Origin of the sequence: Alkalinema sp. FACHB-956 (assembly GCF_014697025.1) — a bacterium.
Lineage (GTDB): Bacteria > Cyanobacteriota > Cyanobacteriia > Leptolyngbyales > Leptolyngbyaceae > Alkalinema.
Genome location: NZ_JACJRC010000004.1, coordinates 42,245 through 68,452 on the forward strand (window position 1 = coordinate 42,245; position 26,208 = coordinate 68,452).

The window sequence follows — 26,208 nt, forward strand, 5'->3', positions numbered from 1 at the left end:
GGCTTCTAGCAATTGTTACGGACAACTTGGAAAAATTGCACACATTAGGGCGGCTGAAGACAGTGGCCCTAGATGGGATCCATCAATGACAGATGATGATCGTAGATCATTTGCAAATCTGATTCTTCTCTGCTCTAGATGCCATGACTTGGTCGATGATATCGAACTTGCAGCAGAGTACCCCGTCTCCCTACTTGAGAAATGGAAGAGAGAACACGAAGATGTTTCGTGGCAGCCTTCTGAGAAGATCAACGACTGGGGTGTAATTATTATTCATGAAAATAACGAGCAAATTGAGCTTCCATATTTTCGAACACAAACTGGACTCCAGATATTCTCAGAGGAGCAATGGGCAATTGTAGAACAGGCATTCTGGATATATGTAGAGATTGCAGAAGTTGTGGGTGCACTAGACCATGCTCGCACTATGCATCAGACACTTATCCAGCATGGTCTATATGGAGAAAATAGCATAACGCAAAATATAGAAAGACTTTTCTCCTCATGCAGAAATCGACCAGATTTACTTCCTGAGTCTGCTGATCCCACAATTTATGAATCACCAGCCGCAAGAATCTTCTCAATGATGTTGGGAAATCCACTGACGCTGGATCAGGTTCTATGGTTATCTACACACCCACAGAGCGTTATAACTACTACTTCTCTCGATAATATAGGCACCAATGATTAGCCGATTGGGGCGGTATGCTAGGCAACGTAAAAAACGGTTGATTGCGGTAGTGGCAGTCCTGACGATCGCCTATTGCTCAACCTGCCTATTTTTATTTCTGCGGCAACGGCACCTGATTTATCGTCCTGCTCCAGACTTCTCCCTGCACCCCGACGCACCCGCCTTTAACCTGCCCTACGAAGACGTTTGGATGCCGATCGCGAATTCTTCAGACACCCTCCATGGTTGGTGGATTCCTGCGCCGACCCCCCAAGAATCCTTTGCACCCTTATCCAATGAACCACAACGGATTCTCACCCGACCCAAAGTCATGTTGTACCTCTGTGGCGTTGGCCGCAACATGGGGGACTACAATTACTTGGCTCGTGTATCGGCCTTTCGACAATTGGGCTTTTCGGTCTTGGTGTTTGACTATCGAGGCTACGGGCGCAGCAAAGGCGACTTTCCCACCGAAGCGCAACTGTATCAGGATAGCCAAGCCGCCTGGGATTACCTCCGCACCGTGCGCCAGATCCCCGCAGAAGACATTGTGATTTATGGCGAATCTTTGGGAGGCGCGATCGCCTTGGATTTGGCCATTCGCAATCCAACCGCAGCAGGTTTAATCATGCAGAGTTCCTTTACTTCCATGGCAAAGGTGATTCAGTCCAGACCGTTGCTCAATCTATTTCCGATCGATCAACTGCTGACGGAACGCTTCGATTCGCTCACGAAATTGCGAGTGCTACGCATTCCTGTGCTCTTTCTCCATGGCAGTGCTGATTCTGTCGTGCCCGCTGAAATGAGCCAACGTCTCTACACGGCAGCCCCCAATCCCAAACAAGTCTTATTCATTGCTGGAGCAGACCATGTCAGGATTTATCAACCGGGCAATCAGTCCTATCTGAAAGCCATTCAGAAATTTGTGATGCAACTCTCGAAGTGAGGCCAATCGCGCGATCGTTGAGATTGGTAATGACAGGCGATCGGCCATCACTTAATCGGGCTCATAAATTCCTGGGGATAGGTATAAACTTGATTCGTGCGAAAGCTGGGAACGGTTTGGTTAGGCATTGTTGAGTTGGGGGAATTTGGGTTGGGGTTATAGGTGCCTGGGCGGCGGGGCGGCGTTAGCACTTGCGGCGGTTGCAGAGGTGGCAACTCCACTGAGGGTTGTTTGGGTTCCGGCGGTTGCGGAACAACAACCTTTTCCTGAATTACCCGAGGGCGAATATTGATGAACACAATATTGCGTTGACTATCTACACAACCGACGATGTCTGGTTGCTGCGTGCCTTGGGGCAATTGGAACGTACTCGCAGTCCCGATCGGGGCGGGATATCCCAAGGAAGACGTGGCCCCACCGGGTCGGGGAAAATCAAAGGAACCCATGACGCCACCGGGTTTGGGAAAATCAAAGCCATCACTCAGGCCCACTTGGTTCAGGCTGAAGCGATTGCCACAGGTATCTTTGCCATCGCCGATCGTGATGACAATCCGGCTATCACCCGTTCGACTGACTGCTTGGGAAATTTGGGAAATTTGCGAGAGCGATCGGGTCTCAAATCCTTGGGGTTGGGCTTGGGCCGTGGGAACCCATCCCAGTAGGGTTGCCAGCATTAGCCCTACCACACCTCCCTTGCGAAGTTCCCTCGTCCAATTCTGCGTAGCCACTGTAGACTGCATCACTGTAGACTTCATACAAGACTCCTCGTCCTTTCAAAATTAGGTCTTGCGTCCTGCATAGGAGTCAAAACTAGGAATTATGCACATCCGGAACAGTGGTCTCTGGCTGCGTAATTTCCATCAATGCTGGCATTTATAATTCCTGTAGCGGCAACTTACCGATAACAAGCTACTGCTAACCCCCTCTGACAACTATGCGATCGCGTCCCACTCTCACTGACCGATTCTCGACCTTTCTGCAATTTGAAGGCGATCACCCCCAAACCTGGGTGCCCGATGGTCGGCTTCAGCGTAGTATGCAACGGTCATTGCAGCAGCACCCTAGGGAACTGTCTGAGAATTTTTGGGCCTTGTTTTGGTTCAAAGTTTGGCACCAGGAAAAGGCCAAAGCCACGCCCAGTCGGTTGCTGTCTCGATCGCTCTCCACCAATCACCTAGCTGCCTACCTCCAAGAAAGCTGCTACTGGTCAGCCAAGCGCATGTTGACCCAATTTAGTGCCGTGCAGTATACCGTAGCCGATTGCTTCCAAGGGGCGATCGTGCGGATGCAGAAAATTCTAGAGGGCTTTGATCCCAACCAAGGCTTCAGTTTAGAAAGTTACGCCAGCGCCATTTTTAGCAGCACAATTCGCGATACCCTGCGACAACGTCAGGAAATCGACATTTGTAGTAACTGGGCCTTATTGCGAAAAGTCAGCCAAAAGCGCGTGATTGAAGCCCTGCAAACCGCTGGACAGTCTGCAAACACAATTCAAGCTTACGTCCTGGTATGGCAGGAATTTAAGCGGCTCTACGTTCCGACCCAGGCCACGGGTACCCGCAAGTTGCCTCCCCCCAGCCCCGAAATTTGGCAAGCGCTCGCCCAAACCTACGATCGGGAGCGGGGCAGCCTCCCGGAAGCCTCGGCAGTCACGCTGGAACGCTGGCTCAATGCAACGGCCCAAGCCGTCAGGGTCTATCTGAACCCCAATGTGGTTTCCATTAATACCCCCAAGCCCGGGCAGGACTCCGGGGAATTACTGGACGATCTCACCGATGAGGTGCGGGGTTCATTGATGAATGACCTGATTGCCCAGGAGGAAGCCGAAGAGCGCAAAACCCAGCAACAGGACGTGAATCAGGTTCTTGTCGCAGCGATCGCCGATTGTGATGGCGAAATCCAGAAAATTTTGCAACTGTACTATGGCGAAGGACAAACCCAGCAGCAAATGGCCGCTCAATTGGCCATCAAACAGTACACCATTTCCCGCCGCCTGACCCGCGCCAAAGAGATTTTGCTGAAAAAACTGATTCTCTGGAGCCGAGATACCCTGCATATCGAGATCACCCCGGACGTAATAGACACCATGGGAACGGTACTGGAAGAATGGCTACAAAAGCATTACCAAGCTTAGGCAGCGCTGAACAATTGGCCATCCTGTCCAGCCCAGTTTTTTCCACAACGCACTAACCCTGTTCAGTCTGATCTCAGTTAAGGAGTCGCCCACTATGTTCTCAACCACCACCCCGTTGCCCCTCCCTCAACCAGAACAAGTTTGGCGACAAACCGATCGCTTTCGCATCTCGCCCGATCGCTGGACAGCCTATCTCAATCAACTGGCGATCGCAGCGATTCAACCCTGGTTACAAGCAGAATTTGCCCAGGTCAAGCCCGCCCTGAATAGTGTGGCCCAAGCCAGTCTCTGGAGCTGTACCACCGGAACCCCCTTGCTAATCAACGGTCAGCGCTGGGTGATCATTCCCACGGAGACGATCGACCAGGATGAGTGGAGCATTCCCCAGGAATGGATTGACATTCCCGATTGGGCAGCGGATTACTACGTGGCGGTGGATATCAATCCCGATGGCGGCGCAGAAATTTGGGGCTTTGCCAGCCATTACCAAATCAAGACCCTGGGCATTTATGAAGCGAACGATCGCAGCTACCGTCTCAGCGCCAACCATCTCATCACAGATTTGGCCACCCTGCACCTGCGCCAGGAATTTTGTCCCCAACCCCTGCGGGCGGCCATTGCGGAGATTCCTAAACCAACGATCGCCCACGCCCAGAATTTGATTGCCCGACTCGCAACCCTCGCCCCCACGATCACCCTACGACTAGAACTCCCCTTTTCCACCTGGGCGGGCCTGATTGCCCATGGCGGCTGGCGACAAGATCTGCATCAACAACGGCAAGGCTTGCAACAGCAACCGTCGATCGGGCAATGGCTACGGCAAGGCTTAGATCAACTGAGCAGTGAACTCGGCTGGCAGCAGGTAGACCTGCAATTCGCCACTGTGGGAGCCAGGGGCCATGGCGAAGACCCCTCGGAGACCGTGGCCTTTGCACGGCAATTAACGATCGCAGGGCAATCCTACGAATTACAAATCACCCCATTGGATGATTTCCTGCGGTTTGAACTGCGCAATACTAATTCTGGTGGTTTGATTCCTGGCGGCTTTCGGCTCACACTTTTGACAGAAGATTTGGAAATGTTTGAAGGTAATCAAGCATTGGCTGAATCTGCGATCGAGGCATTGACCTTAGAGGTTGCCTTAGAACACGGAGAAGGCATCGTTTGGGAAGTAGAACCGACCCCCGATGCCTTCGAACGAGAAATTGTTCGGTTGTAGTTTAGGTAGTAATAGGATTTCAGATTTAGCAACAGCTCCTAGCAATTTTCCGGATTTCCAGTCGCTGCTCAGCCACTTAAGCCGACTACACCTGTTCGAGACACTTTGGATTCGAGATGCTTTGGATTCGAGATACTTTGGATTAGCTAAGTATTAGTCAAGATGCTTCTTAGTCAAAACATCTGTTAGTCAAGACACATCTTGCAATAGATGGTGTTCCCTGATGATGTGGAATTGGGTTTTGTGCTGAGTCAAGCGCTGAGTCAAGCTCGGCATTTAGGAGCAGAACCCTGGAAATCTAACCCGGAAACTTGATTGATATGCTAATCCAGTAGTCACAGTCCCTAGCGTGACCGTTTTTCAGATTGGTCTTTACACCCCTAGAAGACAAAAGCCGACCATAGCGACTCACTGTAACGAGAACTGTAGCCGTTACGGCAAATTTACAAGTTACTCGTAAAAGTCGTCAATTTTAATCTAATCTACTGCGATCGCTTGACCTGCTGCCGCTTTACATGCCCAAACACCAATGCCTGCTTTAGCATGACAACGGCTTCCAGGTCATCTCCATTGCACCCTTGACCCACAAGACGACGAAGCTGTCCCTCATGCTCCTTCGAGAGATAGCCCATTTCTAGCACACGATGAACCAGCAAATAGATTGCAGACATGCACAGACTCCCTTACCTCGGTCGATCGGCTCACTCTGACTGAGACTAGAGATTAGGGATCGATCGTGGAGAACTTGTGAAGAGTGCAACATTTCTATAAACCTTATATAAAGAATATTAAAGTAATCCACTTCAACTAAAAATTTATACAAGTAGATGTAACGCAGATTACATATTTACAATCCTTAGCTTTTATTTATAAAACTACATGCGATGATGGCAATTTCTATTGTGAGAACAATTCCCATATCAAGCCGAGCATTTGGAAGATTGCAAACCCACCATCCCTTAAGGCAATAGATTTTCATCAATTTGGGCAATGCGTTTAAATCATATAGGCATCTGAGCCAGAGCAAACCGCCTTGAGGGGAGAAGTTCCCCGATCTTCGCTGCGGAGCAGCCCCGACGATCGCGCCTCACCACGAATTTATCGAACTCATGTCACATTTAGAATTCAGCTTGCGCCTTCATCGTTGACTCCCCCAATTCAAACAACAAAAAGAGGGGCAGCGCTATGCCTCCCTCCGTTTGGCTAGTGGTTTTACTGGGTTCTTAGGTTGATAGGTACTTGTGATGAGTACTGATTGATGAGTATTTGTGAACGGAATTGACTAGTCAGTCTCCGCCATTCCACTCGTTTCATCATCCTCGTCGGTCACCTCTCCACTCACCGGCACCACAGCCACCGCAGTAATTGCATCATCCTCATCCAGCCGCTGCAACCGCACACCCGTTGCTGGACGAGATTGGGCGGAAATGGCATCCACGGCTTGACGAATGATGATTCCCCGGTTCGTCACAAGCATCAGTTCCTCCCCTTCGTTCACCATGGTCAAGGCCGACAAGGTATCCCCTTTCTTACGGAATTTGGTGGCAATGATGCCCATCCCGCCACGATTTTGTAGGCGGAACTGTCCCACGGGCACCCGTTTGCCCAAGCCCCCTGTGGTCACTACCAAAATCCAAGGCCCCTGGTTTTTGCCGTCAGTCAGTTCCTCGGAGTCATCATCACTATCCGCTTCCAACAGGGCGGCCTGTTCCGCAAGAATTTGGCTGGAGACGATCGCCATGCCGACCAAGCGATCGCCCTCTTTGAGGTTCATCGATCGTACCCCACGGGTCGCGCGACCCAATGGGCGTAACTGATCGTTATTCACCCGGAAGTGAATCGCGCGACCTTGGCTCGACCCGAGGATAATACTGTCGTGCACCGTTGCTAGCCGTACCCAGCGCAGCTGATCCCCCTCTTCGAGGGAAATGGCAATCAACCCATTGGCCCGAATGTTGCTAAAGGCAGACAGTACCGTCTTTTTAATGAAGCCCTTTTGGGTCAGCATCACTAGATAAACATCATCCCGGAACTCGCTCACTGGGACGACAGAGGTGATCTTTTCCTCGTGGGTGACTTGCAGGAGTTGCACGATCGGGGTGCCCCGCGCCGTCCGGGAACAGGTGGGAATTTGGTACGCCTTAATGGCATAGACCACACCACGATCGCTGAACATCATCACCACATCGTGATCACAACAAGTGACAAAGTGATCAACCGCATCATCTTCCTTCATTTTGGCCCCAGCTTTGCCCCGAGTGTTGCGGCTTTGGGCTTCAAAGGAATCGACAGGCATCCGTTTGACGTATCCCTGTTCTGTAATCAGGATGATCGATTTTTCATTGGCGATCAAATCCTCATCCATTAACTCATCTTCGCCCTGCTCGATGTGAGTTCGACGAGGAGTCGCATGGACTTTCTTGAGTTCACTAACTTCTTCTTCAATGATTGCCAGAATCCGTTCTCGCTTCGCTAGGATGTCTTGCAAGTCAATAATTTGCCGTTGCAAGTCCTCATGTTCTTTCTGGATCTTTTCTGCTTCCAAGGCAGTTAAGCGGCGCAATTGCATTTGCAAAATTGCATCGGATTGATTCTCAGACAAGTTGTAAGTGTCGATGAGTTCCTGCTTGGCGATCGCAGCATCGGCAGCATGGCGAATCAGATCGATAATGGCATCCAGATTGGCCAAGGCTGTCAGCAAGCCCTGCAACAGGTGATCCCGCTCTTCGGCTTTACGCAGCAGATAGCGGGTACGACGGGTAATGGTTTCAACCCGGAAGTCGAGGAAGGTTTTTAGGAACGCCCGCAGAGTTAGGGTTTGCGGCTCGTTATTCACCAAAGCCAGCATATTTGCCCCAAAGGTATTCTGGAGGGGAGTTTGCTTATAGAGATTATTCAACACCACCCGAGGATAGGCATCCCGCTTCAGTTCAATGACGATCCGCATCCCATCCCGATCGCTTTCATCGCGAATGTCGGAAATACCTTCCAATTTCTTGTCATTGACCAGCTCCGCAATTTTTTCAATTAACGCAGCCTTGTTGGTTTGGTAGGGCAATTCCGTGACGATGATGGCATCCTTATCCGGTGCACCCCGCCGTTCGATCGTTTCGATGCTGGCGACTCCCCGCATGGTAATGGAGCCACGACCACTGGTGTAGGCTTCTCGAATCCCCGATTTCCCAACAATTAACGCTCCCGTCGGGAAGTCAGGGCCTAGGATATATTCCATCAACCCAGCATCGGTAATCTCTGGATTGTGAATCATTGCAACCAACCCATCAATCAACTCACCCAGATTGTGGGGGGGAATGTTGGTCGCCATCCCAACCGCAATTCCAGCAGACCCGTTGAGTAATAACTGAGGGATCCGAGATGGCAATACAGTGGGTTCTTGCTGAGATCCATCAAAGTTATCAGCAAAATCAACGGTTTCCGATTCGATATCCTGCAACAGGGCATTCATCGTCAGCGCAGTCAGCCGCGACTCCGTGTACCGCATAGCTGCGGGAGGGTCATTGTCGATCGAACCAAAGTTTCCATGGCCATCAATCAACGGCGATCGCATGGAGAAATCCTGGGCCATCCGCACCAAGGCATCATAGACCGCCGTGTCTCCGTGGGGGTGGTACTTACCCAGTACTTCCCCGACCACACGGGCGCATTTCCGGAAGGGGCGATCGTGGGTTAGCCCCAATTCATGCATGGCATAGAGAATCCGGCGGTGCACAGGCTTGAGGCCATCTCGAGCATCTGGCAACGCACGGCCCACAATCACGCTCATGGCGTATTCCAGGTAAGACCGCTGCATCTCGTTACGCAAATCAGTCGGAACAATGCGCTCCTCGTTCGGCGGCTCTTGAGAAAAGGTCATAGCGTGAAATACTCCAAAAGCAGCAATTTTTGTGATACCCAGACCGGGCGATTAATTATAACCGACTGGGGGCAACTTGACTCATCAATTTTAGCACAAAATCAGCACTTTGAGAGGCCGCTCAAACCCAAGTCAATTGCGACTTTGGAGGACTTTCCACGAGAGGCATTAGAGGTCTTCTACGACTCATTATTTTTTAGTGTTTTATATTAATTGATTTTAGCATTTTCATTTTTTTGCCTCAGCTTTACTTCAGCTAATTCTAAAGTTGTAAAAAGATAATCCTTAGTTGATTTATAAAATCCCGCACTACGTTGCCGTTCATGAGAGAGCAACATTTAATTATTCATTCATAAAACCCATACCCAGCAGCCAATAGTTGCTGATCCAGCTTTCTAGCCAAGCCCCTGGCGCGGGTCATACAGCCAAGCCCCTAGGGCTGGTAATGTCCGTTTTCTGAGAACCTTCTTATTCCACGATCGTAGCCCCCGCTCAACCGCGCGAGATGTGACGATTCCTGCCATGGGCTACCTCATAAAAGCAACACAATTCCAGCAAAAAGGCGACCGAGACGATCGCCTTATCATGGGTTTAAAAATTGAGACCTTATTGAAAACTTAAATTAACACTTAACGCCAACTCATTAAATTCTGCGTGAAGGATCGAGTCTCCAAGGTTGTCAGGTTGACCGCAGACATCATAGCCGTTCCCGACAGACACAATCCACTAATGACAACAAATACCAGCAATACTTTTAAATCGGCTTCAGAGGAAGAATATTTACGCATAGAGCTTAACTCCAACAGAGGATCAAAGGGGGCCGCGATCGCCTTGAACAGGTACAGTCATTTACAGGGGCAACTTGTTCTAGTTATGCAGATGGGATTCTGCAAATCGAAAGTTTTGGAGTCATCGTGTGACTCCTAAGCCCGAAGCAAGGACCAAACCATTCCAACTATTCAAACCGTTCGTATCCAGCAAACCGAGTCATATGCAGCAATATCGAGACGCTTGAGCAAACCCCAGCGAGGTCAAACATGCTGTGCGAAGTCATTCGTTGTGTTGTCTCATTCAGAACGTACCCAGCAGCCATTAGCGAGCACTAGCGGCTAGTCCTAGCCCCTCGCCTGCACTTAACGCCTGCAACCAACGTCCACTCCATCCCTCTCTCTACGGAGGGATGAATACTCAGAATACGATCTCTGCTGGGTGATGGATTCGGGTCAAGATACTTTTTTACAAATCAGCAATCTTTCTTTACAGATAATTTTAGGGTTCCTCCCGGCGATCGGTCTTTTCCCAGTGTGAATTGATTGGTGAACCGATCGCCCAGCTCAGCAGGCTCCATGATTCTGAGAGTCACTCTCTCCAAAATTCGCGTTATCCTGACAAATAAGCCGCAACAAATAAGCCGCACTCCAAGCCTGAGCTTGACGAAAATTTTAGCTTCGCCCAAATTTTAGCTTTGTCCAAATTTTAGCTTCGCCCAAACTTGAACTATGCTGCCAGTCATCTACTCCGATCGCTTTTTACACCACGAAACTGGAACCTTCCATCCTGAAAAGCCAGAGCGCTTAACGGTCATTCGCTCAGGAATTCAGGCAGCATCCTGGGCAGACCAAATTGAATGGCGGGAACCAACCCCCATCGATGTTCGATCGCCCTTGTCCTGGATTCAGAAAATCCACACCCAGCACTACATTGAAGCCGTCAGAGAACTCTGCAAGGACGGTGGCGGACAAATTGATGCAGATACCCCCGCTTCTCCCGCGACCTATGAAGTGGCTATGCTGGCGGTGAATGCATGGCTCGATGGCGTCAACCATGCATTAAATACTGGCAAGCCTGTTTTTGTGTTGGCTCGGCCCCCCGGCCATCACGCCATTGCCCATCGGGGGATGGGGTTCTGCGTATTTAGTAATGCTGCGATCGCGGCGAATTATGCCTTATTTGAAGGGTGCGATCGGGTCGCCATTCTCGATTGGGATGTGCATCACGGGAACGGCACCCAAGAGATTGTGGAATCTAATCCCCAGATTGCCTATTGTTCTTTGCATGAATTTCCCCACTACCCCGGCACAGGTCGTAAAACGGAACGCGGATTCCACGACAACGTCCTGAACATTCCCATGCAAGCAGGCAATGACATAGCCCAGTACACCGCCGCCTTTGAGCAGCAAGTCATGCCGTTCTTGAGAAATTTTGCCCCAGATTTGTTAATTGTCAGCGCGGGCTATGATGCCAACCAGGATGATCCCTTATCCGATACAGCCCTACTTCCGGAGGATTATGGTTGGTTCACTCAACAATGTTTGGATCTGACTTCCAAGATCGTGTTTGGGTTGGAAGGGGGCTATGATTTTGCCTCCTTGCGCGACTCTGTTTTAGCCACCCTTCAGCCTTGCCTTCGTTATAGTTGTTAAGCCTGAGTGCTGCATGACTGGCGTTTACGTTAGTGCCTCCTGCACCAGAAGTGATCGGTGATCGAACCCCTTGCCCCCGCCCCTTGCCGCGTTTCAATCCGTCATTGCAGCAAACACAGGACAGTAGCCATCCGGTGTCACCCGGAAGTTAAACAACGGTGATCGTCGATTACTACAGCGTTGGTTTTGGTAATACCGACAGTTAATACAACAATCCCGATCGACGGATTCCAATTTCTGCTCGATGTTTTCGCTGCGTAACTCCCGTTGCGTAATCCCGCGCAAAATCAACTGTTCTCCCTGCCAGCGGGCTTCAACTAAGCCCGTATCACTCAGCATTCGCCAACGTGGATCACTCGTCATTGACTCGGGTAATGTAATTACGATCGATTCTTGGGTTTCCGCAACTTCGCCCTCATAGCTTAGCTCCGGCGCTTCCGGTTGCAGAAATTGCTCACCGATCGCAAACTCAACGAGCGTTCCCGGCGATGGAATATGGAGCTTATAACGACTGCTCAATTCATCCAATCCCGCCAGATCGTGCAGTGCTTGGAGTGCTCCATGGATGAATACCACATGCTGCGGTCGCAAATTATGGATTAATTGCACCGCCCCCAGGCCATCGGAATGTTCCGCTAACAGATACGTTTCCACGGTCACCGTCGCGGCCTCCAATGACACGTCCGCCACCACCTCCGAACTGAGCCAATCTAAGCGGAGATCTTGGTGTTGCGGCAGCAAGATTAGCCAAGATGTATGGGGCTGGCAAAATTCGGCTAATTCAGAAATCGCATCCGTCAGCACAATGCAAGGTTCCTGCCCCAGCCGCGATCGCTGATCTGGACTGAGGCGACGCACCCGAGGCGAAATCCGATCGTCCCAAAAGAGCGGTTGATACTGGGCAAAATTCTGTACCGGGGCAGGCAAATGGGGCAACAACTCCAAATACGCATCACAGCCCTGCGCCACCTGTCCTTCCACCCAAATATCCAAATTGCGCCCCGAAAACAGATAGTGGCTGCGCAACAGCATCAGTAATTCCTGGGCCAACCCAAAGGGAGAAACGGGCAGCAGGATCGATTGTCCATTGGCGATCGCCCGTTCCATCCGTTCCATCAAATCATTTTCCTGGCGGCGACGGCGGGGATGGCGTTCGGCTCCATAGCTCCCTTCAATAATCAGCACATCGGGCTGGATACCGCGCAATTCCTCCAGTTTCAGCCCTTCCACCAAGCGCGCATTGGACAAAAAAAAGTCGCCGCTGTAGAACAGGCGATAGGGCCGATCGCCCCCCGTATAGGTCAACAAAATCGCAGCCGATCCCGGCAAATGGCCTGCGGGAAACAGTTGCACCGTTAGGTTATCTAGAATTTCGATCGGCGATCGCCAAGGCAGCGCCTGACAGAACCAGGGCACCGGGGCTTGATCTAACCAATTGAGGGGCAGAAGGTGAGTTGTAACTTCGCTGGCGTAGATGGGGAGATGGGGAAACGCAAAATGGAGAGGCAGGAGCGATCGGGCGTGATCCGCGTGGGCATGACTACACAGCACCACATCCGCAGGCGGTCGCTGGGAAGTAGGCTGGAACTCGGAGGTTGCCGGATCAATGAGGGTTTGTACATTTCTCAGGCCACAGTCTAGGAGAATTCGATACTCTCCCAAGGTGACCAGCAAACAAACCCCTTCTTCTCCATGCCCCACCGCGTAGGGGACACATTGAAACATTCCGACAAGCAGATCTAGGGATGGCGCTAGTTAATGGGCAGAACCGTTACCGTGGTAGTTATCTGAGTCGTAAAAACCATTTTTCGTGCCAAAAAACAGGCAAGCCATGGGGAAAATCACAGCAATCCCGATGAGTAAAACTTTAACGTCCATAAATTCCGATCGCTCCTTAACGATGCAGCAGGTTGGGTGGGAGTAAACCCGGTTCGATCGTAGCGGAACTTTTCAGAATGTCCTAGAATGCAAAGATTTTTGACAGGATTGGGACCGGCATATCGCCGCGATCGTTGAATCGATCGTCGCAGATCGATCGCCCGCCCCCATCTCTGCAAATAGAACAGCTTACAACGGGATGGAATAACCCAACGCTTGCTTCGCCTTCAGCAGTGTGGCATTGGCCACTTCTGCGGCCTTTTCCTTACCCTGCTTGAGCACCGATTCCAGATAGCCTTTGTCATCCATAATCGCGTGGTATTTCTCCTGAATCGGCGTCAGGGCCGCGATCGTCGTTTCTGTCAGCAACGGCTTAAACTGGCCCCAACCCATGTCCGCACATTCCTGGGCCACCGCCTCCTTGGATTGCCCCGACAGCAGCATATAGAGCGTCAGCAAGTTATTACACTCCGGGCGATCGGGGTTGTCAAACTCCAACCCACGGGTGGGATCGGTTTTACACTTCTTAATTTTTTGCGTGATGGTCTCCGGGCTATCCAGCAAATTAATCCGGCTCAATTCCGACGGATCGGATTTCGACATCTTTTTCGTCCCATCGGTCAAACTCATGACCCGTGCGCCTTCCTTGCGGATGAGGGGCGTCGGGACTTTCAGCACAGGGTTTTCTTCGCTGCTGAATTTGTGATTAAATCGTTGGGCAATATCCCGCGTTAACTCGAGGTGTTGTTTCTGATCTTCGCCAACGGGTACCAGATCCGGCTCATAGAGCAAAATATCCGCCGCTTGCAACACGGGGTAATCCAACAGCCCCACACTGACATCTTCGCCCTGCTTGATCGCCTTTTCCTTGAACTGAATCATGCGCTCCAGCCAATTCAACGGCGTAATGCAATTGAATAACCAGGCCAGCTCGCTATGGGCGGAAATGTGGGACTGCACAAAGATCGTGGCATAGTCCAAACTAATGCCGCTGGCTAGGTAAGTCGCTGCAACTTTGTAGGTATTGTTAGCCAGTTGAGCGGGGTCGTGGGGCACGGTGATGGCGTGCAGGTCAGCCATGAACAGGAAGCTGTCATAGTTCTCTTGGATCTCAACCCAGTTACGGATTGCGCCCAAATAATTACCCAGGTGCAAATCCCCGGTTGGTTGAATGCCAGATAGAACTCGCTGCTTCGCCATAGGATCCAGAAGAGACAAACTAGAATTAACAAATGTTACAGGCTTCAATTCTAGCGGGTTGTGGGAGCAGCGGATCAGGACGGGCGAGGCAATCGGCGAATGACGCGATCGGGGATTCGGGCAATGTTCAGTAAACTTATCTCGTCGAACTTAGTCTCGTCGGGCAGGTTGGGGTGGGAGATCTTGAAACGTAGTCTTACCCCAGGCTGGCGTTGAGAAAATTCTAGAAAATTCTTAAGCAGTGAAGTTGAGATAATTCGGGGTGAAACTGTTAACGACTGAGTGCAACGTTAACAGTTTCCTCGGAAGTAACGGCCTTTAACGCACAATGTGACTAAATTCAGGATGACTTTATTGATCTGAGTTTGTGGGGATTTTAGCTATCGAGCTTGCCACTAGAGGTGCTGTCCTTGTCGAGGCAGCGCTCTAGAAATTCCACTTGGTAAATATACCAGAATCGTCGGGGATTCAGGACAGGGATATAAGCACTTTCGAACAACGGCTGATTGAGATAATGCCAAATTGGGAATTTGATGAGAGAAGAGAACATGGTGCAAAGGTTAGTAGGGGAGTGATGTTTTAAACATGCCCCTGGGACATGGGGTTTTCCTAGGAAAGATCCCGGATCTTAGGCCCGGGGGTATGGCACCGGATCTGTAATTCTAAGGAGATGACTGAACGCTCGATCGTCGGTACACCCTGCCGTTTGAGCGGGAGTCTTGATGCTCCCTTCCTTTACCAAGATTTGATGACAAGCCCCCTAACCAGCAGGCTAAGGGGTAAGATCAAGACGATCGAGATAGAACCCTGGCTGCGTAATATCAGTTAACAAAACGCAGAATTACTTAACGAAAAGCACGGCAAGCACGACAAGCCCCGCAATGGGTACGACAACGAGTGCAGGACAGCTTGATTGACGAGTATCATTTCACCAGTGAAATTGCTAATGAACCGGACGGATCAACCAAGGGACTTGCATCAGCCATCCATTCACAATTCACCAATAAGCCGTTAATACTCCGTTAGTACTCCGTTAACACTCCGTTAATATTCCATTAGGGCTGCATTAACGATGGATGATAGGATCAGCCATCCCATCTGGATCACCCAGGACAACGCCACTGGTTACAGGCACCCCTAATAACAGCACCCCAGCGGCGTGGGGAGTGGCCATGGACGTTCCGCTAATGGTGTTGTAAGTCCCACCCTTCCAGGTTGATTTGATATTGACACCAGGCGCTGCATAGTCGATCGGGGGATTACCGTAGTTGGAGAACGAGGCCCAGCGATCGCTCGCATCAAAAGCAGAAATGGTGTAAATATTAGCTCCATTGGCCCGAGCGGGGGAAACGTTATTGGCATTTTGAGCTTCATTCCCCGCTGCAACCGCAAATTTAATGCCCTTCGCTGCCGCCAGCTTGACTGCATTATCCAGGGCATCGGATGCACCACCCCCCAAACTCATATTGGCGACATCACCAATCTTGGCTCGGGCCGCCACCGCATCCACCCCAGCGATCACACCAGCCATGGTTCCACCCCCATTACTGTCTAAAACTTTAACGGGTACAACGGTGGCACCTGCCGCTACTCCGACGACGCCAATGCTGTTATTCAAAGCAGCGATCGTGCCTGCAACATGGGTTCCATGACCATTTCCGTCATTACACCCTAACCGTCCTTCTGTGCCCGAGGTAAAGGCCGTAAAGCAGCGGGACGCATCAACTTTCAGATCAGGATGTTTGAGGTCAATCCCGGTATCAATTACCCAAGCCGTTTTACCTGTACCATTACCAGGGCTGCCCATGCGGGTAATGCCCCAAGGAACTTCCTGGGGAGGTTGGGTCGTTGCAGTCGTTCCGGAGGAAGTTTTACCCACAACTTGGACCATTTGATCTACTTCGATCGAGGCGACCAAGGGATTTTGGCGTAATCCTTGCAGTGCAGGCTCAGGAATGGAAAGGGCAGTGCCCTGAATGGTTTCTTGATAGATGAATTCTACTTTTCCACCCGCTTTTTGTGCCATTTCCAGGGCTGCACCCGGAATTTTATCCTTGGCGATCGCATTCCGCTGGAATGTCACAATGTAGGTTTTGAGGGGCGTTGTCTTGGGGGCAGTGTTATTGGTGGAACTATTTTGTTGCAGACCACTCAGATCAAGACATTGCCCGCTAGAAGTTTGTAGATAAGCACCAGCCGTTGAACAGTCTTGTGCCTGGGTTGGAGAACTAGAACCCGTCAATAGACCAGTCAAAACGAACAAAGAGATCAATCCGATTTTCTTCATTTTTCCAAAATCACTAATCGTCTCGCAATGTGTTCAAATATACTTTTCGCCTCATAAAAACATCACAGAAAAAACACTGAAATTATTAATTTAAAACTATTCAATCAACGCACAAGCAACAACTAATTGAGCCTAAGAATTCAACCAAATAGTAGTTGTGCCACGGCATAAAATGTCGTTATATATAAAAAATTCAAGCCACGATAAAAATTGCAATTATAAATGTGCAAACATCGTAAAATCAAAACTTTTCAATCGACAATCATCTTCTCGATCGCTGAATCCACCTGCTATAGAGTCAATCAACGATCTATCTTTTGACAATTCTCACAGATTCGATCGATTCAACTAAGCAAAAACCATCACTCAGCTCCAAAAACAAGCTAGAAATGATGGCTAATCAAAACTATATTTCCAATGATTAGGGGTTAGCGATGATCAAGCATCAGAGATGGAATCGCTGTTCCCCATCAATCCTGGGCTGGCGCGATCGCTTCCGTTAAGCCAGCTTTTGGCGGCTCTTGCAAATCAGGAATGGTATTCCAGAGTTCCGAGGGTTGATCTTTCCCAACCAAGACAACAGGACTGGGGGCATTGAGATCGATCGAAGGTTGCACTTCAGGATTAGCCGTTGTTTTCCCGCACAGTTGGGAGAGATCTTGAGTGCGCCCATTAGCCCAAGTCATCTGACAAATGGCGTTATCCGCATTGGCGAGATTGGGTTTTGCTTGTACTAGAATACCTGTGATGACTGAAATCGAAAGACATCCTAGTCCTATTGTCAGTTGTGTTATTTTCATCGTTATTCATCCATGATCAGATTTTACTAGAACCATGACTCTCTTATGTTTTAGAAATGGTTCAGAAGCCGTTCAGAAGTCGTTCAGAAGCCGTTCAGAAGTCGTTCAGAAACAGTTCAGAAACAGTTCAGAAACAGTTCAGAAACAGTTCAGAAACAGTTCAGAAACAGTTCAGAGCGTATTGACAGAAGAAATCGTGCGCGATCGATCATCGCATTAGGGAATAGGAACCACAGTATTGCTAGCTGCGCCCGTTTCCCGCAGTTTTTGAACAGCGGGCATGAATCGTTCCAGGGGTACCGCTCCATTAATCGTCACGCCTCGGTAGGTAAAGGAACCCCAGTTGAGTCCTTGAATACGGCGATCGGAGGTATGCAAGCTGGAACCAGAGGAACCCGATGTACTGTCACAGTTGTGCGGCACAATGCCACTGATAACCGGAAGAATGTTGCAATTGAGATGGCCTGTGGGGGTTGTCCCACCACCGGAATAGCCAATGAGATGGGTCAATTTCCCGGCAACGGATTGCCCCGCTTTGGTCACGCGATTGGAATAGGGTTCATTACCGAACCAACCTGTCCGGGTGCCGAGGTCACTGGTAAAGCGAATGACCGCCCAATCCCGCGTGGCATCCCCCAAGGTTTTTGGAAATGTCTTAAGGCCAGTCCAATAGGTATCCACATTGGCTGTGGCAAAAACCCGGTTGCCATGTTGTAGGGCAAATGCCTTAATTTGTCGGGGGCCACGGCCCTGTTCATCCAGCAAGCAGTGGGTATTGGTTAACCCAATGTTGCGCCCTACAACGGTAAAGGTACAAGCGTAGTACAGGCCATCGGCTTTCTGGATTTCTAACCGTCCGATCGCTTGGCGATTGGTCTGGGTCATCCATTCGTAGGCGGGGACAATGCGATTGTCGGCACCGATAATATCAGCCTGCGCGATCGGAACAATCCCTGGCATTCCTCCCATCACGCCACACGTGGCTGCGATCGTCGTCACAGCAAGATGACGTAAGCGCGGATTGGACTGTGGAGTCCTAGAAACCTGATTAGTCATGGGCGAGCTCAATATTTTACGTATGGATAAAACAACACTAGGCAGAGTTTTTGGGTTGCCTCAAAGCAATGTCAAAATTCAAGCAACAGGAGTGACCATCTTCTAAGGCTGAGACTCTAATGGTTAGACATTGGAAGAAGATCCCGAAATCCCAAGAATTTCAGCAATTATCATTGCCCATGAATTGATCAAGCGCTTTCGAGCAGCCAGGAATTTAGACGCAATAACAGCTGAATCATCCTTGATATTTAGCTCCCCATTGCAGCGATAGCCTCACAGCAGCTCTCTACTGGCAACAAGTTGCGATCGTTCAAATAACCCCTGACAGATGGAAAGATAGAATGCGTCTATAGAAGCCATCTATAGAATTCGCCTTTGGATCATCCATCGATCGTCATTGCACATGATTGCGATCGATGCGTGAAGTTTCTTTTCTGGAAGTAGACTAGGTAGAAGCGTTATGTTCATCATAATTTTATGGAACGTTTGCACAAACCGAGTTTTTACGAGATTCAACAATCCGTAATTTCCCACCTTGGCTTCCAACTCACCCTTGCCCCGAACTAGATCCGTCGAGAATGCCACAACAAAACACGTAAATACACAATTTCGTGAAGACTGCGGGTAGAAAACCACTATAATTTTTCTTGCAATTAAGTTGCAGCCTCGGAAACTTCCTAGGCAATAGAATCCACGCAATGCAATCTACCAAACTGTGAATGTGAAGTTGAATGGGAATCATGATCCAATAAATGGGCGTCGTTCTCGGACGATCGGAGCTCGGGCTTTCAGCCGTTTAGGATGGTGCGGGGTTATCGTCAGTTGGATAACTGTGGGCTGCCTATTGCCTGCAACGGCACAGCCTGCTACTCCCTCCGTAAATCCTCGATCCGTAGAAGCGCGATCGTCGGCAAAAGTGATTAAAGTAGCAACCCGTGTGGTTCCGCCCTTTGTGATTGAGGAGAATAAACGACTCACAGGGTTTAGCATTGACCTATGGCGTAGCATTGCCAATGAAATGGGCGTACAAACCACCTTTGTCGTTCAACCGGATGTGAATCAACTGCTGCAAACCGTGCAGTCGCGGCAGGCCGATCTGGGGATTGCGGCGGTTTCAATTACCTCCGATCGCTACAAATCCTTGGACTTTTCCCAACCCATTTTGGAATCCGGCTTACAAATTCTCGTGCGGGATGAGTCAGCCAGCCACTTTTCTCCCTTGAGCATCATGGCGGTATTTTTCTCACCGGCCCTCTGGCAGGTGTTGGGCGTGATGGTGCTACTCATCCTCATTCCAGCCCACATCATTTGGTGGCTAGAACGGCGCAACCCCCAAGGCATGTTATCCAACACCGCTTACTTTCCAGGCATTTTTCAGGCTTGCTGGTGGTCTGCGGCAACACTGGCGACCCAAGCCGACGAGATGCCCAAAAGTGCTGCATCACGGGTCATCGCGGTCATTTGGATGTTCACCAGTGTGGTGTTTGTCGCCTATTTCACAGCCACCGTCACGACTTCGCTCACGATTCAACAACTGCGGGGAACGATTAATGGCCCCGAGGATCTCCCCAACAAACGAGTAGCCACCACGGCAGGCAGCACGTCAGCCGTTTATCTAGCGGAGCATAACGCAGAAGTCCTAGAATTCCCTCGTATTGATGAGGCCTATACCGCCTTACTCCAAAAGAAAGCGGATGCGGTCGTTTTTGATTCACCAGTGTTGTTGTACTATGCTGCCCAGGCAGGACGGGGCAAGGTTCACACCGTAGGGCCAGTCTTTCGGCGAGAGAGCTACGGCATTGTCTTTCCGCCCAATAGCCCCCACGAGAAAGCTGTTAATGAGGCGTTGTTAACGCTGCGCGAGAACGGAACCTATCAGGATTTGTACGATAAGTGGTTCACTAGCAAATCTCCGCAAGATTAGCGGAGACACTCGCCCTATGAAAGCCGTACTATCGAACAGCTAGAGCAGTTTCGGTTGAATTATGACACAATGAAAGTGGGCAAAAACTCACAATTTGTTTTTGTGTCTTGTCAGTTTTCTCATCATAGTCAATCGCCAAGTCCGTCGCCAAGTCCATTGATTTCTGCCTTAAACGCCGCGCTATCACATACACACGTTGGAGAAGCATGTAAGCACTCAATGCATTCAATGCATAATGAGCATAATGGTTCAATTCAGCCAAATTAATGGAATTGAGGCGGAGCGGAGTCAAGTTTTATCGACAAGATTTGCGATTTATATCAAGTTCAGTGTTCATCGGAGACCCAACGATCGTTCAAACAATCGTCAAGTTTCAAATGAGCATCTTAAAATATGATTGTGATTGAATTTATTCTCTAGACTTGCGATCATCGTAGGTTATTCCCCTACCACTGGGAATAATTCCACCCCCAAGCTTCAATCTTGCTGGGCATCGATCGTGGGAATTCAGGCTGGGAGAAACTCAAGGGTGGCAACTTGTCATAACTCAACTGGGTTCACAAAATTCTTCTGTCATTGTTCAGTGCTCTTCACCTCGAACTCCATCTTTCTAGAATGCATTTTGATTCCATCCCACAGAAGCCTCCCCCCATTGCAGTGTTAATCATCGATGATTCAGATACAGACGGTCTCACGTATCTGGGATACCTGCAAACTGAACTCAATCATACCTATGACATCACCCAAGCCCCCACATTGCACGCAGGAATTCAACTGTGGAAATCCCGGCAGTTTGATCTCGCTTTGTTAAATCTACAACTACCGGATGGCGATGGAATAGACTTTTTACAATACTTATATTCAACTAAAATCAATGGTTTAACTAATCATAAACTCCCTGTGATTGTCTTGATCCGTGCAGGCAATGAACGACAAGCCGCAAAGGCCATGCAACTCGGTGCGATCGATTACCTGATCAAGGAAGAACTGACCGAAAGTGCATTCCAGAAAAGTATTCTGAGCACGATCGAATATCAAAAACTGGCTCAGCAATTGCTGAAATCGCAACAACAACAGCAACTGCTCACAGAAATTTCCCTACAAATTCGCCAATCTTTAGATCTCTCGCAAATTCTCCAGGCCACTGTAGATGGCCTGCGGCAACTGCTGGGGTGCGATCGGGCCGTGATCTATCAATTCCACGCAGATTGGAGTGGAAGTATTGCAGTCGAGTCAGTAGAACAACTGGAACTCACCATTTTTCAGCAGGAAATTTTTGATCCTTGCCTCTCGACAAAATGGCACGAGCCCTATCGTCAGGGCAGGGTGAGTTTTGTGCACGATCGCAATGACCCCGCGCTCATCCCCTGTTACGCGGAGCTGCTGGCCAGCATCCAAGTCCGAGCTTGTCTCGTCACCCCAATTTTGCAAACGGAGCCCCTGCTCCACGATGACCGCCTGTGGGGGTTACTGATTGCCCATGAATGCCAGGGGCCTCGGGCTTGGAGTTCTACAGAAATTGACCTAGTGCAGCAGCTTGCGACCCAGGCCAGCATCGCGATTCAGCAAGCCACCGCCTACACACAATTGCAAACCGAACTGAAGGAACGCCAGCGGGCCGAGGTAGAACTTCAACAACTCAATCACGAATTAGAAGCCCGAGTGGCCCAACGGACTGCCGCCCTGCAACAGAGCGAAGCCCGCCTTCAAGAAGCCCACCAAATTGCTCGCCTAGGCCACTGGGAAATCGACATCCCCACGGGCAAAATCACCTGGTCACCGGAAATTTTTACGATCTTCGGCCTCAATCCCAACCAACCGGAACCAACCCTGCCCGAGATCTTGCAGCTCTTCACCCCTGCCGATCGCGATCGCATTACCCTCGCGATCGAACAGGCCACTGCCACCGGCAGTTTCTACGAGTTAGATCTTCCCTTTACCCGATCGGATGGCTCCAACGGTGACATTTTTGTGCGGGGCAGACCCATCTATGATGACCAAGGACAGGTGGTTCGGCGAGTGGGCATTCTCATAGACATCACCGATCGTCGCCGCACAGAAGCCGCCCTAGCCCGCTATACCGAGGAAGTTGAAGATCTCTATCACAATGCCCCCTGCGGCTACCATTCCCTCGATCCTCAGGGACGGTTGATTCGGGTGAACGAAACGGAATTGCAATGGTTAGGCTACAGCCGTGAGGAAATGATTGGCCAACCGCTGATTAACTTTTTCACCGAAGAGAGTCGCCAAGCCTTCTTCCGAAACTTTCCGGTTTTCCTGGCAAGGGGTTGGGTCAAGAATCTGGAATACGAAATCGTCTGCAAGGACGGCTCCATTTTGCCCGTGCTGATTAGTGCCACCGCCGTCAAAGATCAGGAGGGAACCCTGCTCTACAACCGGGCCACCATGATTGATATTCGCGACCTCAAAGCTGCGGAAAAAGCTCTGCAAGCCAGCGAAACCCAATTTCGCCATCTGGCGGAAAACGTCCCCGGCATTATCTATCGCTACGTCTTGCATCCCGACGGCACTGATGCCTTTACCTACATGAGTCCCCACATTCGGGACATCTGTGGACTAGAGCCAGAGGATGTAATCCAGGATTCAAGCCGCTTTTGGGTCATGGTTCATCTCGATGATGTTCCTTTATTGCAAGCAGAAAGAACCCTTTCCCTTGAAAAGCTCCAACCCTTCCATGTAGAACATCGCTTCCTTACCCCGCAGGGCGAGGAAAAGTGGATGCAACTCACATCACAACCCACCCGCCAAGCCAATGGGGATGTGGTCTGGGATGGCGTTGCCACCGAAATCACCGATCGCAAGATCGCAGAGGCCCGTTTACAACAAACCAATGAGGAACTGGCCCGCGCTACTCGGCTCAAGGACGAATTTTTGGCCAATATGAGCCACGAACTCCGCACCCCCCTCAATGCCATTTTGGGACTGACTGAAGCCTTACAAGATCTAATTTTGGGCGATTTAGCCCCACGCCAACTGAAAGCTCTGGATACGATCGAAAAAAGTGGACGGCATTTACTGGAACTGATTAATGACATTTTGGATTTAGCCAAAATCTCCTCCGGCAAGATGGAACTCGCACTGTCCACTGTCCCCGTCAAAAGTTTGTGCGAGTCCAGTTTAACCTTTATCAAACAGCAAGCTTTCAAGAAGCAAATTCGACTTACCAGCAATCTTCCTGACGCCATCACAACCATTACGGTCGATGAACTCCGCATCAAACAGGTCTTGATTAATCTATTAACCAATGCCATTAAATTCACCCCGGAAGGGGGTCAAGTTACCCTAAAGGTTACGATCGAGCCAATAGTCGAGTCAATAACAGGCCCTGAAGCAGTCTTTGAACCGGAGCGATCGACCAATAGCCCGGTGATCCTGTTGCAAGTGATTGATACTGGCATTGGCATTTCTTCCACCGATTTGGCAAAACTCTTTCAACCGTTTACACAAATTGACAGCAGCCTTAATCGCAAACACATGGGGACGGGACTGGGCCTCGCGATGGTACAGCAAATTGCAGAACTCCACGGCGGCTGGGTCAAGGTAGATAGCCAACCCAATCAAGGCAGTTGTTTTACTGTTGCCCTGCCCTACCATCCGCCGATCGCCTCCATCATCACCCAGAACGATGCATCCCCATCCCCTGCGTCCTGCCTTTTACCAACCCAGCCTAGCCGCCCAGCCCCTCTCATCCTGCTAGCCGAAGACAATGAAGACAATATTGACACCTTTCTCGATTACCTCAGCAGCCGTAACTATCGAATCATCGTTGCCCAAAATGGTGAAGCCGCCGTTCATCTAGCCAAGCTGAATCCTCCAGACATCATCCTCATGGATATCCAAATGCCGATTATGGACGGATTAGCCGCCATCCAGACCATTCGAAGCGATCGGCAATTCGATGACATTCCGATTATTGCCCTCACAGCTTTGGCAATGCCGGGAGATCAGGCAAGATGCATTGAAGCGGGAGCCACTTATTATTTGAGCAAACCAGTGAGCCTCAGACAATTGGCGGATACTATCTATCGGGCGCTTAATCCCTAATCTTGCGCATTCCTTATCTTGTAACCTCAGTATGCCATCTAGCCTCGATCGGGAATATCGATCGGCAATGTCGATCGCAAAGCAGCCCAATCCTGGGGCGTGTTGCAATTCCAAAAATGATCGCCGATCACGTTAGGGATTTCTGTAACCGACTGTTGCTCTAACCCTTTTTGCTCTAACCATTGTTGAAACGATCTGCCTCCCTGCTGAATAAAGGTTGCCAAATCTGCTTGCACCGTGGTTCGATAAAATCCGCCAAACGGTTCCCATCCCTTGGGGTGCCTCGCTAGATAGGCGATCGAGGGTTCGGGCAGCGTTGGTAAATCCTGCGCCCACCGTTGCATCTGGTCTGCATCCAATTGCGGCATATCACAGGCCAACAACAACACCCATTCTGTTTTCACCATCGCCAACCCTTGCGCAAATCCGACTAGCGGGCCATAGGACTGCCGATCGACAACAAATTGACACGATTCTGGTAAAAACGATCGATAGCGATCGGGCCAAGCCGTTACCACATAAATCGCTGGACAACATTGGGCCGCGCGATCGCAAATCTGTTGCAGTAACGGTTTTCCTGCGATTTGCAACAATGCCTTATCCTGACCCATGCGGCGGCTTTGCCCACCGGCCAACACGATCGCGCTGAGAAACGAGTCATCCATCAGATCGCCTCGATCGAAGATCATTCCAAGATTTCAATCAATTTCAACTTCGCCGCCCCACCGGACTTAATCGTGACTTGCGATTTCGGGACAGCAAACCGTTGCGCTAACAGTTTAATCAACTCCGCATTGGCCTTCCCATCCACCGGGGGAGATTTGAGATGCGCCAGCCAACTGCCATCGGCCTGTTGCTCCAGTTTCTGCTGCTTAGCATTGGGTTTCACCTTAATTTGCAAAATCACCATAGGTCGAACAATCAAGACAACGACCGGGAACTCCAACGCACATGCAGCGGAGCCCCCCAGCGGAGACGCCCCCGCCCGATTCAGGAACTTTCCCCGATCGGAAAAGGTCTATCATTCTTCGAAACAGTTGGACAACAGTGAACAGAGGAATGTCATGCTTCTAAACGTTTTGCCCCAAGTGCCCCCCTTGCTCCGTTGCGCGATCGTCCCCCTAGGACTGGGTTTAAGTAGCCTGATCGCCTTCAGCAACCCAGCCCAAGCCCAAGCCATGTTTGAAGACGCTACCCTCAACCCAGGCTTTAAGGCCACGGAACTGCGCGGACTGAGCGGCGGCAACACCCCCCTAAAATCCATCGCAGGCCGATCGGAAACGGCCACCGGAAGCTGCCTGGGCTATACCGACTCGGATCCTGATCATACCCTGAAGCTCAATACCCCCTTCAGTTACCTGCGGCTCCAAGTCAACAGTAATGTCGATACCACCATCGTTGTTCGAGGGACAGGCGGCACCTGGTGTAATGATGACTTCAACGATCGCAACGCAGGCATCGAAGGAGAGTGGCAACCGGGCGATTACCGCGTCTGGATCGGCAATCACAGCCGCAATCAAACCGCTCCCTACACCCTTAAAGTCACCACCCAGCGCTAACCGCCGGATTTCACGCCCCCTTCAAAAATCCCTCTACACCGTTCTAGCCGCCCCCAGAAAGGCTCAACGTCCCTTGTCTATCTCGATTGAGATTGAGGCAAGGTCGATCGTTGAGCCTTGCTTGTTTGCCGAGGAATTGCGACGGTAAACCACCCCTTGACGCAGCAGCCCTC

General features: G+C 50.3%; 21 protein-coding genes. 8 read left to right on the top strand and 13 right to left on the bottom strand.

The window, feature by feature from the left end:
• Window positions 1-85: 85 nt before the first annotated feature.
• Both H6G21_RS07165 and H6G21_RS07170 read left to right on the top strand, forming a co-directional pair.
• Window positions 86-691, top strand: coding sequence for a hypothetical protein (locus H6G21_RS07165; RefSeq protein ID WP_190572119.1), 606 nt, complete (start codon window positions 86-88; stop codon window positions 689-691).
• On the top strand, window positions 684-1,616 hold the full coding sequence (locus tag H6G21_RS07170; RefSeq protein WP_190572121.1) for an alpha/beta hydrolase: 933 nt from the start codon (window positions 684-686) through the stop codon (window positions 1,614-1,616). The genes H6G21_RS07165 and H6G21_RS07170 overlap by 8 nt, the downstream gene beginning before the upstream one ends.
• A gap of 47 nt (window positions 1,617-1,663) precedes the next feature.
• On the opposite strand, the gene H6G21_RS07175 is transcribed toward H6G21_RS07170, so the two are convergent.
• Window positions 1,664-2,371 carry a hypothetical protein gene (locus H6G21_RS07175; RefSeq protein WP_190572123.1) on the bottom strand — a complete coding sequence of 236 codons (708 nt, stop codon included), beginning with the start codon at window positions 2,369-2,371 and terminating at the stop codon, window positions 1,664-1,666.
• A 179-nt stretch (window positions 2,372-2,550) separates the two neighbouring features.
• Here H6G21_RS07175 and H6G21_RS07180 point away from each other — a divergent pair, with 179 nt between their 5' ends.
• Complete coding sequence (locus tag H6G21_RS07180; RefSeq protein WP_190572125.1) at window positions 2,551-3,750, top strand: sigma-70 family RNA polymerase sigma factor; 1,200 nt, start codon at window positions 2,551-2,553, stop codon at window positions 3,748-3,750.
• Between the two features lie 94 nt (window positions 3,751-3,844).
• The gene (locus tag H6G21_RS07185) at window positions 3,845-4,969 is read left to right on the top strand and encodes a DUF1822 family protein (RefSeq protein WP_190572127.1); all 1,125 of its coding nucleotides are present in this window, start codon (window positions 3,845-3,847) and stop codon (window positions 4,967-4,969) included.
• Window positions 4,970-5,451: 482 nt separating this feature from the next.
• On the opposite strand, the gene H6G21_RS07190 is transcribed toward H6G21_RS07185, so the two are convergent.
• The 4 genes from H6G21_RS07190 to H6G21_RS07200 all read right to left on the bottom strand — a co-directional run bounded on the left by H6G21_RS07190 (window position 5,452) and on the right by H6G21_RS07200 (window position 9,631).
• The gene (locus H6G21_RS07190) at window positions 5,452-5,640 is read right to left on the bottom strand and encodes a hypothetical protein (protein WP_190572129.1); all 189 of its coding nucleotides are present in this window, start codon (window positions 5,638-5,640) and stop codon (window positions 5,452-5,454) included.
• Window positions 5,641-6,251: 611 nt separating this feature from the next.
• Window positions 6,252-8,843, bottom strand: coding sequence for a DNA gyrase subunit A (gene gyrA / locus H6G21_RS07195; RefSeq protein WP_190572131.1), 2,592 nt, complete (start codon window positions 8,841-8,843; stop codon window positions 6,252-6,254).
• 395 nt (window positions 8,844-9,238) lie between these two features.
• Window positions 9,239-9,367 (bottom strand): hypothetical protein, encoded by a 129-nt coding sequence (locus H6G21_RS25980; protein ID WP_277875261.1) that lies wholly within the window; start codon window positions 9,365-9,367, stop codon window positions 9,239-9,241.
• A gap of 105 nt (window positions 9,368-9,472) precedes the next feature.
• Window positions 9,473-9,631, bottom strand: coding sequence for a hypothetical protein (locus H6G21_RS07200; RefSeq protein WP_190572133.1), 159 nt, complete (start codon window positions 9,629-9,631; stop codon window positions 9,473-9,475).
• 711 nt (window positions 9,632-10,342) lie between these two features.
• Here H6G21_RS07200 and H6G21_RS07205 point away from each other — a divergent pair.
• Window positions 10,343-11,266, top strand: a complete 924-nt coding sequence (locus H6G21_RS07205) for a histone deacetylase (RefSeq protein WP_190572135.1) — start codon at window positions 10,343-10,345, stop codon at window positions 11,264-11,266.
• A gap of 93 nt (window positions 11,267-11,359) precedes the next feature.
• Here H6G21_RS07205 and H6G21_RS07210 read toward each other — a convergent pair whose 3' ends face one another.
• The 6 genes from H6G21_RS07210 to H6G21_RS07230 form a co-directional block, all read right to left on the bottom strand.
• The gene (locus H6G21_RS07210) at window positions 11,360-12,991 is read right to left on the bottom strand and encodes an MBL fold metallo-hydrolase (protein ID WP_190572137.1); all 1,632 of its coding nucleotides are present in this window, start codon (window positions 12,989-12,991) and stop codon (window positions 11,360-11,362) included.
• Between the two features lie 30 nt (window positions 12,992-13,021).
• Window positions 13,022-13,144: a hypothetical protein gene (locus tag H6G21_RS25985; RefSeq protein ID WP_277875262.1), complete on the bottom strand. Its 123-nt coding sequence runs from the start codon at window positions 13,142-13,144 to the stop codon at window positions 13,022-13,024.
• Window positions 13,145-13,333: 189 nt separating this feature from the next.
• Window positions 13,334-14,344, bottom strand: a complete 1,011-nt coding sequence (trpS, locus tag H6G21_RS07215; RefSeq protein ID WP_190572139.1) for a tryptophan--tRNA ligase — start codon at window positions 14,342-14,344, stop codon at window positions 13,334-13,336.
• 1,066 nt (window positions 14,345-15,410) lie between these two features.
• Entirely contained in the window at window positions 15,411-16,607 is a 1,197-nt protein-coding gene (locus H6G21_RS07220; RefSeq protein ID WP_199307086.1) for a S8 family peptidase, read from the bottom strand.
• 494 nt (window positions 16,608-17,101) lie between these two features.
• Window positions 17,102-17,431, bottom strand: coding sequence for a hypothetical protein (locus H6G21_RS07225; RefSeq protein WP_190572143.1), 330 nt, complete (start codon window positions 17,429-17,431; stop codon window positions 17,102-17,104).
• A gap of 216 nt (window positions 17,432-17,647) precedes the next feature.
• A complete protein-coding gene (locus tag H6G21_RS07230) occupies window positions 17,648-18,487 on the bottom strand; it encodes a hypothetical protein (RefSeq protein ID WP_190572145.1) in 840 nt (279 codons plus the stop codon).
• A gap of 832 nt (window positions 18,488-19,319) precedes the next feature.
• Here H6G21_RS07230 and H6G21_RS07235 point away from each other — a divergent pair.
• On the top strand, window positions 19,320-20,411 hold the full coding sequence (locus tag H6G21_RS07235; RefSeq protein WP_347277992.1) for a transporter substrate-binding domain-containing protein: 1,092 nt from the start codon (window positions 19,320-19,322) through the stop codon (window positions 20,409-20,411).
• 615 nt (window positions 20,412-21,026) lie between these two features.
• On the top strand, window positions 21,027-24,476 hold the full coding sequence (locus H6G21_RS07240) for a response regulator (protein WP_190572147.1): 3,450 nt from the start codon (window positions 21,027-21,029) through the stop codon (window positions 24,474-24,476).
• Between the two features lie 38 nt (window positions 24,477-24,514).
• Here H6G21_RS07240 and H6G21_RS07245 read toward each other — a convergent pair whose 3' ends face one another.
• Window positions 24,515-25,165: a molybdenum cofactor guanylyltransferase gene (locus H6G21_RS07245; RefSeq protein WP_242041702.1), complete on the bottom strand. Its 651-nt coding sequence runs from the start codon at window positions 25,163-25,165 to the stop codon at window positions 24,515-24,517.
• Window positions 25,162-25,383 (bottom strand): DUF167 family protein, encoded by a 222-nt coding sequence (locus tag H6G21_RS07250; protein WP_190572466.1) that lies wholly within the window; start codon window positions 25,381-25,383, stop codon window positions 25,162-25,164. Before H6G21_RS07250 ends, H6G21_RS07245 begins: the two co-directional genes overlap by 4 nt.
• A gap of 157 nt (window positions 25,384-25,540) precedes the next feature.
• On the opposite strand from H6G21_RS07250, the gene H6G21_RS07255 reads away from it, so the two are divergent.
• Entirely contained in the window at window positions 25,541-26,035 is a 495-nt protein-coding gene (locus tag H6G21_RS07255; RefSeq protein WP_190572149.1) for a hypothetical protein, read from the top strand.
• Window positions 26,036-26,208: the final 173 nt, after the last annotated feature.

Excerpts from the sequence above, each read along its gene's own strand:
- gyrA (WP_190572131.1), bottom strand. The coding sequence starts at position 8,843 with ATGACCTTTTCTCAAGAGCCGCCGAACGAGGAGCGCATTGTTCCGACT.
- H6G21_RS07180 (WP_190572125.1), top strand. The coding sequence starts at position 2,551 with ATGCGATCGCGTCCCACTCTCACTGACCGATTCTCGACCTTTCTGCAA.
- H6G21_RS07245 (WP_242041702.1), bottom strand. The coding sequence starts at position 25,165 with ATGATCTTCGATCGAGGCGATCTGATGGATGACTCGTTTCTCAGCGCG.
- H6G21_RS07225 (WP_190572143.1), bottom strand. The coding sequence starts at position 17,431 with ATGAAAATAACACAACTGACAATAGGACTAGGATGTCTTTCGATTTCA.
- H6G21_RS07240 (WP_190572147.1), top strand. The coding sequence starts at position 21,027 with ATGCATTTTGATTCCATCCCACAGAAGCCTCCCCCCATTGCAGTGTTA.
- H6G21_RS07200 (WP_190572133.1), bottom strand. The coding sequence starts at position 9,631 with ATGCGTAAATATTCTTCCTCTGAAGCCGATTTAAAAGTATTGCTGGTA.
- H6G21_RS07210 (WP_190572137.1), bottom strand. The coding sequence starts at position 12,991 with ATGTTTCAATGTGTCCCCTACGCGGTGGGGCATGGAGAAGAAGGGGTT.
- H6G21_RS07185 (WP_190572127.1), top strand. The coding sequence starts at position 3,845 with ATGTTCTCAACCACCACCCCGTTGCCCCTCCCTCAACCAGAACAAGTT.
- H6G21_RS07230 (WP_190572145.1), bottom strand. The coding sequence starts at position 18,487 with ATGACTAATCAGGTTTCTAGGACTCCACAGTCCAATCCGCGCTTACGT.
- trpS (WP_190572139.1), bottom strand. The coding sequence starts at position 14,344 with ATGGCGAAGCAGCGAGTTCTATCTGGCATTCAACCAACCGGGGATTTG.
- H6G21_RS07175 (WP_190572123.1), bottom strand. The coding sequence starts at position 2,371 with ATGAAGTCTACAGTGATGCAGTCTACAGTGGCTACGCAGAATTGGACG.
- H6G21_RS07165 (WP_190572119.1), top strand. The coding sequence starts at position 86 with ATGACAGATGATGATCGTAGATCATTTGCAAATCTGATTCTTCTCTGC.
- H6G21_RS07170 (WP_190572121.1), top strand. The coding sequence starts at position 684 with ATGATTAGCCGATTGGGGCGGTATGCTAGGCAACGTAAAAAACGGTTG.
- H6G21_RS07190 (WP_190572129.1), bottom strand. The coding sequence starts at position 5,640 with ATGTCTGCAATCTATTTGCTGGTTCATCGTGTGCTAGAAATGGGCTAT.
- H6G21_RS25985 (WP_277875262.1), bottom strand. The coding sequence starts at position 13,144 with ATGGACGTTAAAGTTTTACTCATCGGGATTGCTGTGATTTTCCCCATG.
- H6G21_RS25980 (WP_277875261.1), bottom strand. The coding sequence starts at position 9,367 with ATGGCAGGAATCGTCACATCTCGCGCGGTTGAGCGGGGGCTACGATCG.
- H6G21_RS07205 (WP_190572135.1), top strand. The coding sequence starts at position 10,343 with ATGCTGCCAGTCATCTACTCCGATCGCTTTTTACACCACGAAACTGGA.
- H6G21_RS07255 (WP_190572149.1), top strand. The coding sequence starts at position 25,541 with ATGCTTCTAAACGTTTTGCCCCAAGTGCCCCCCTTGCTCCGTTGCGCG.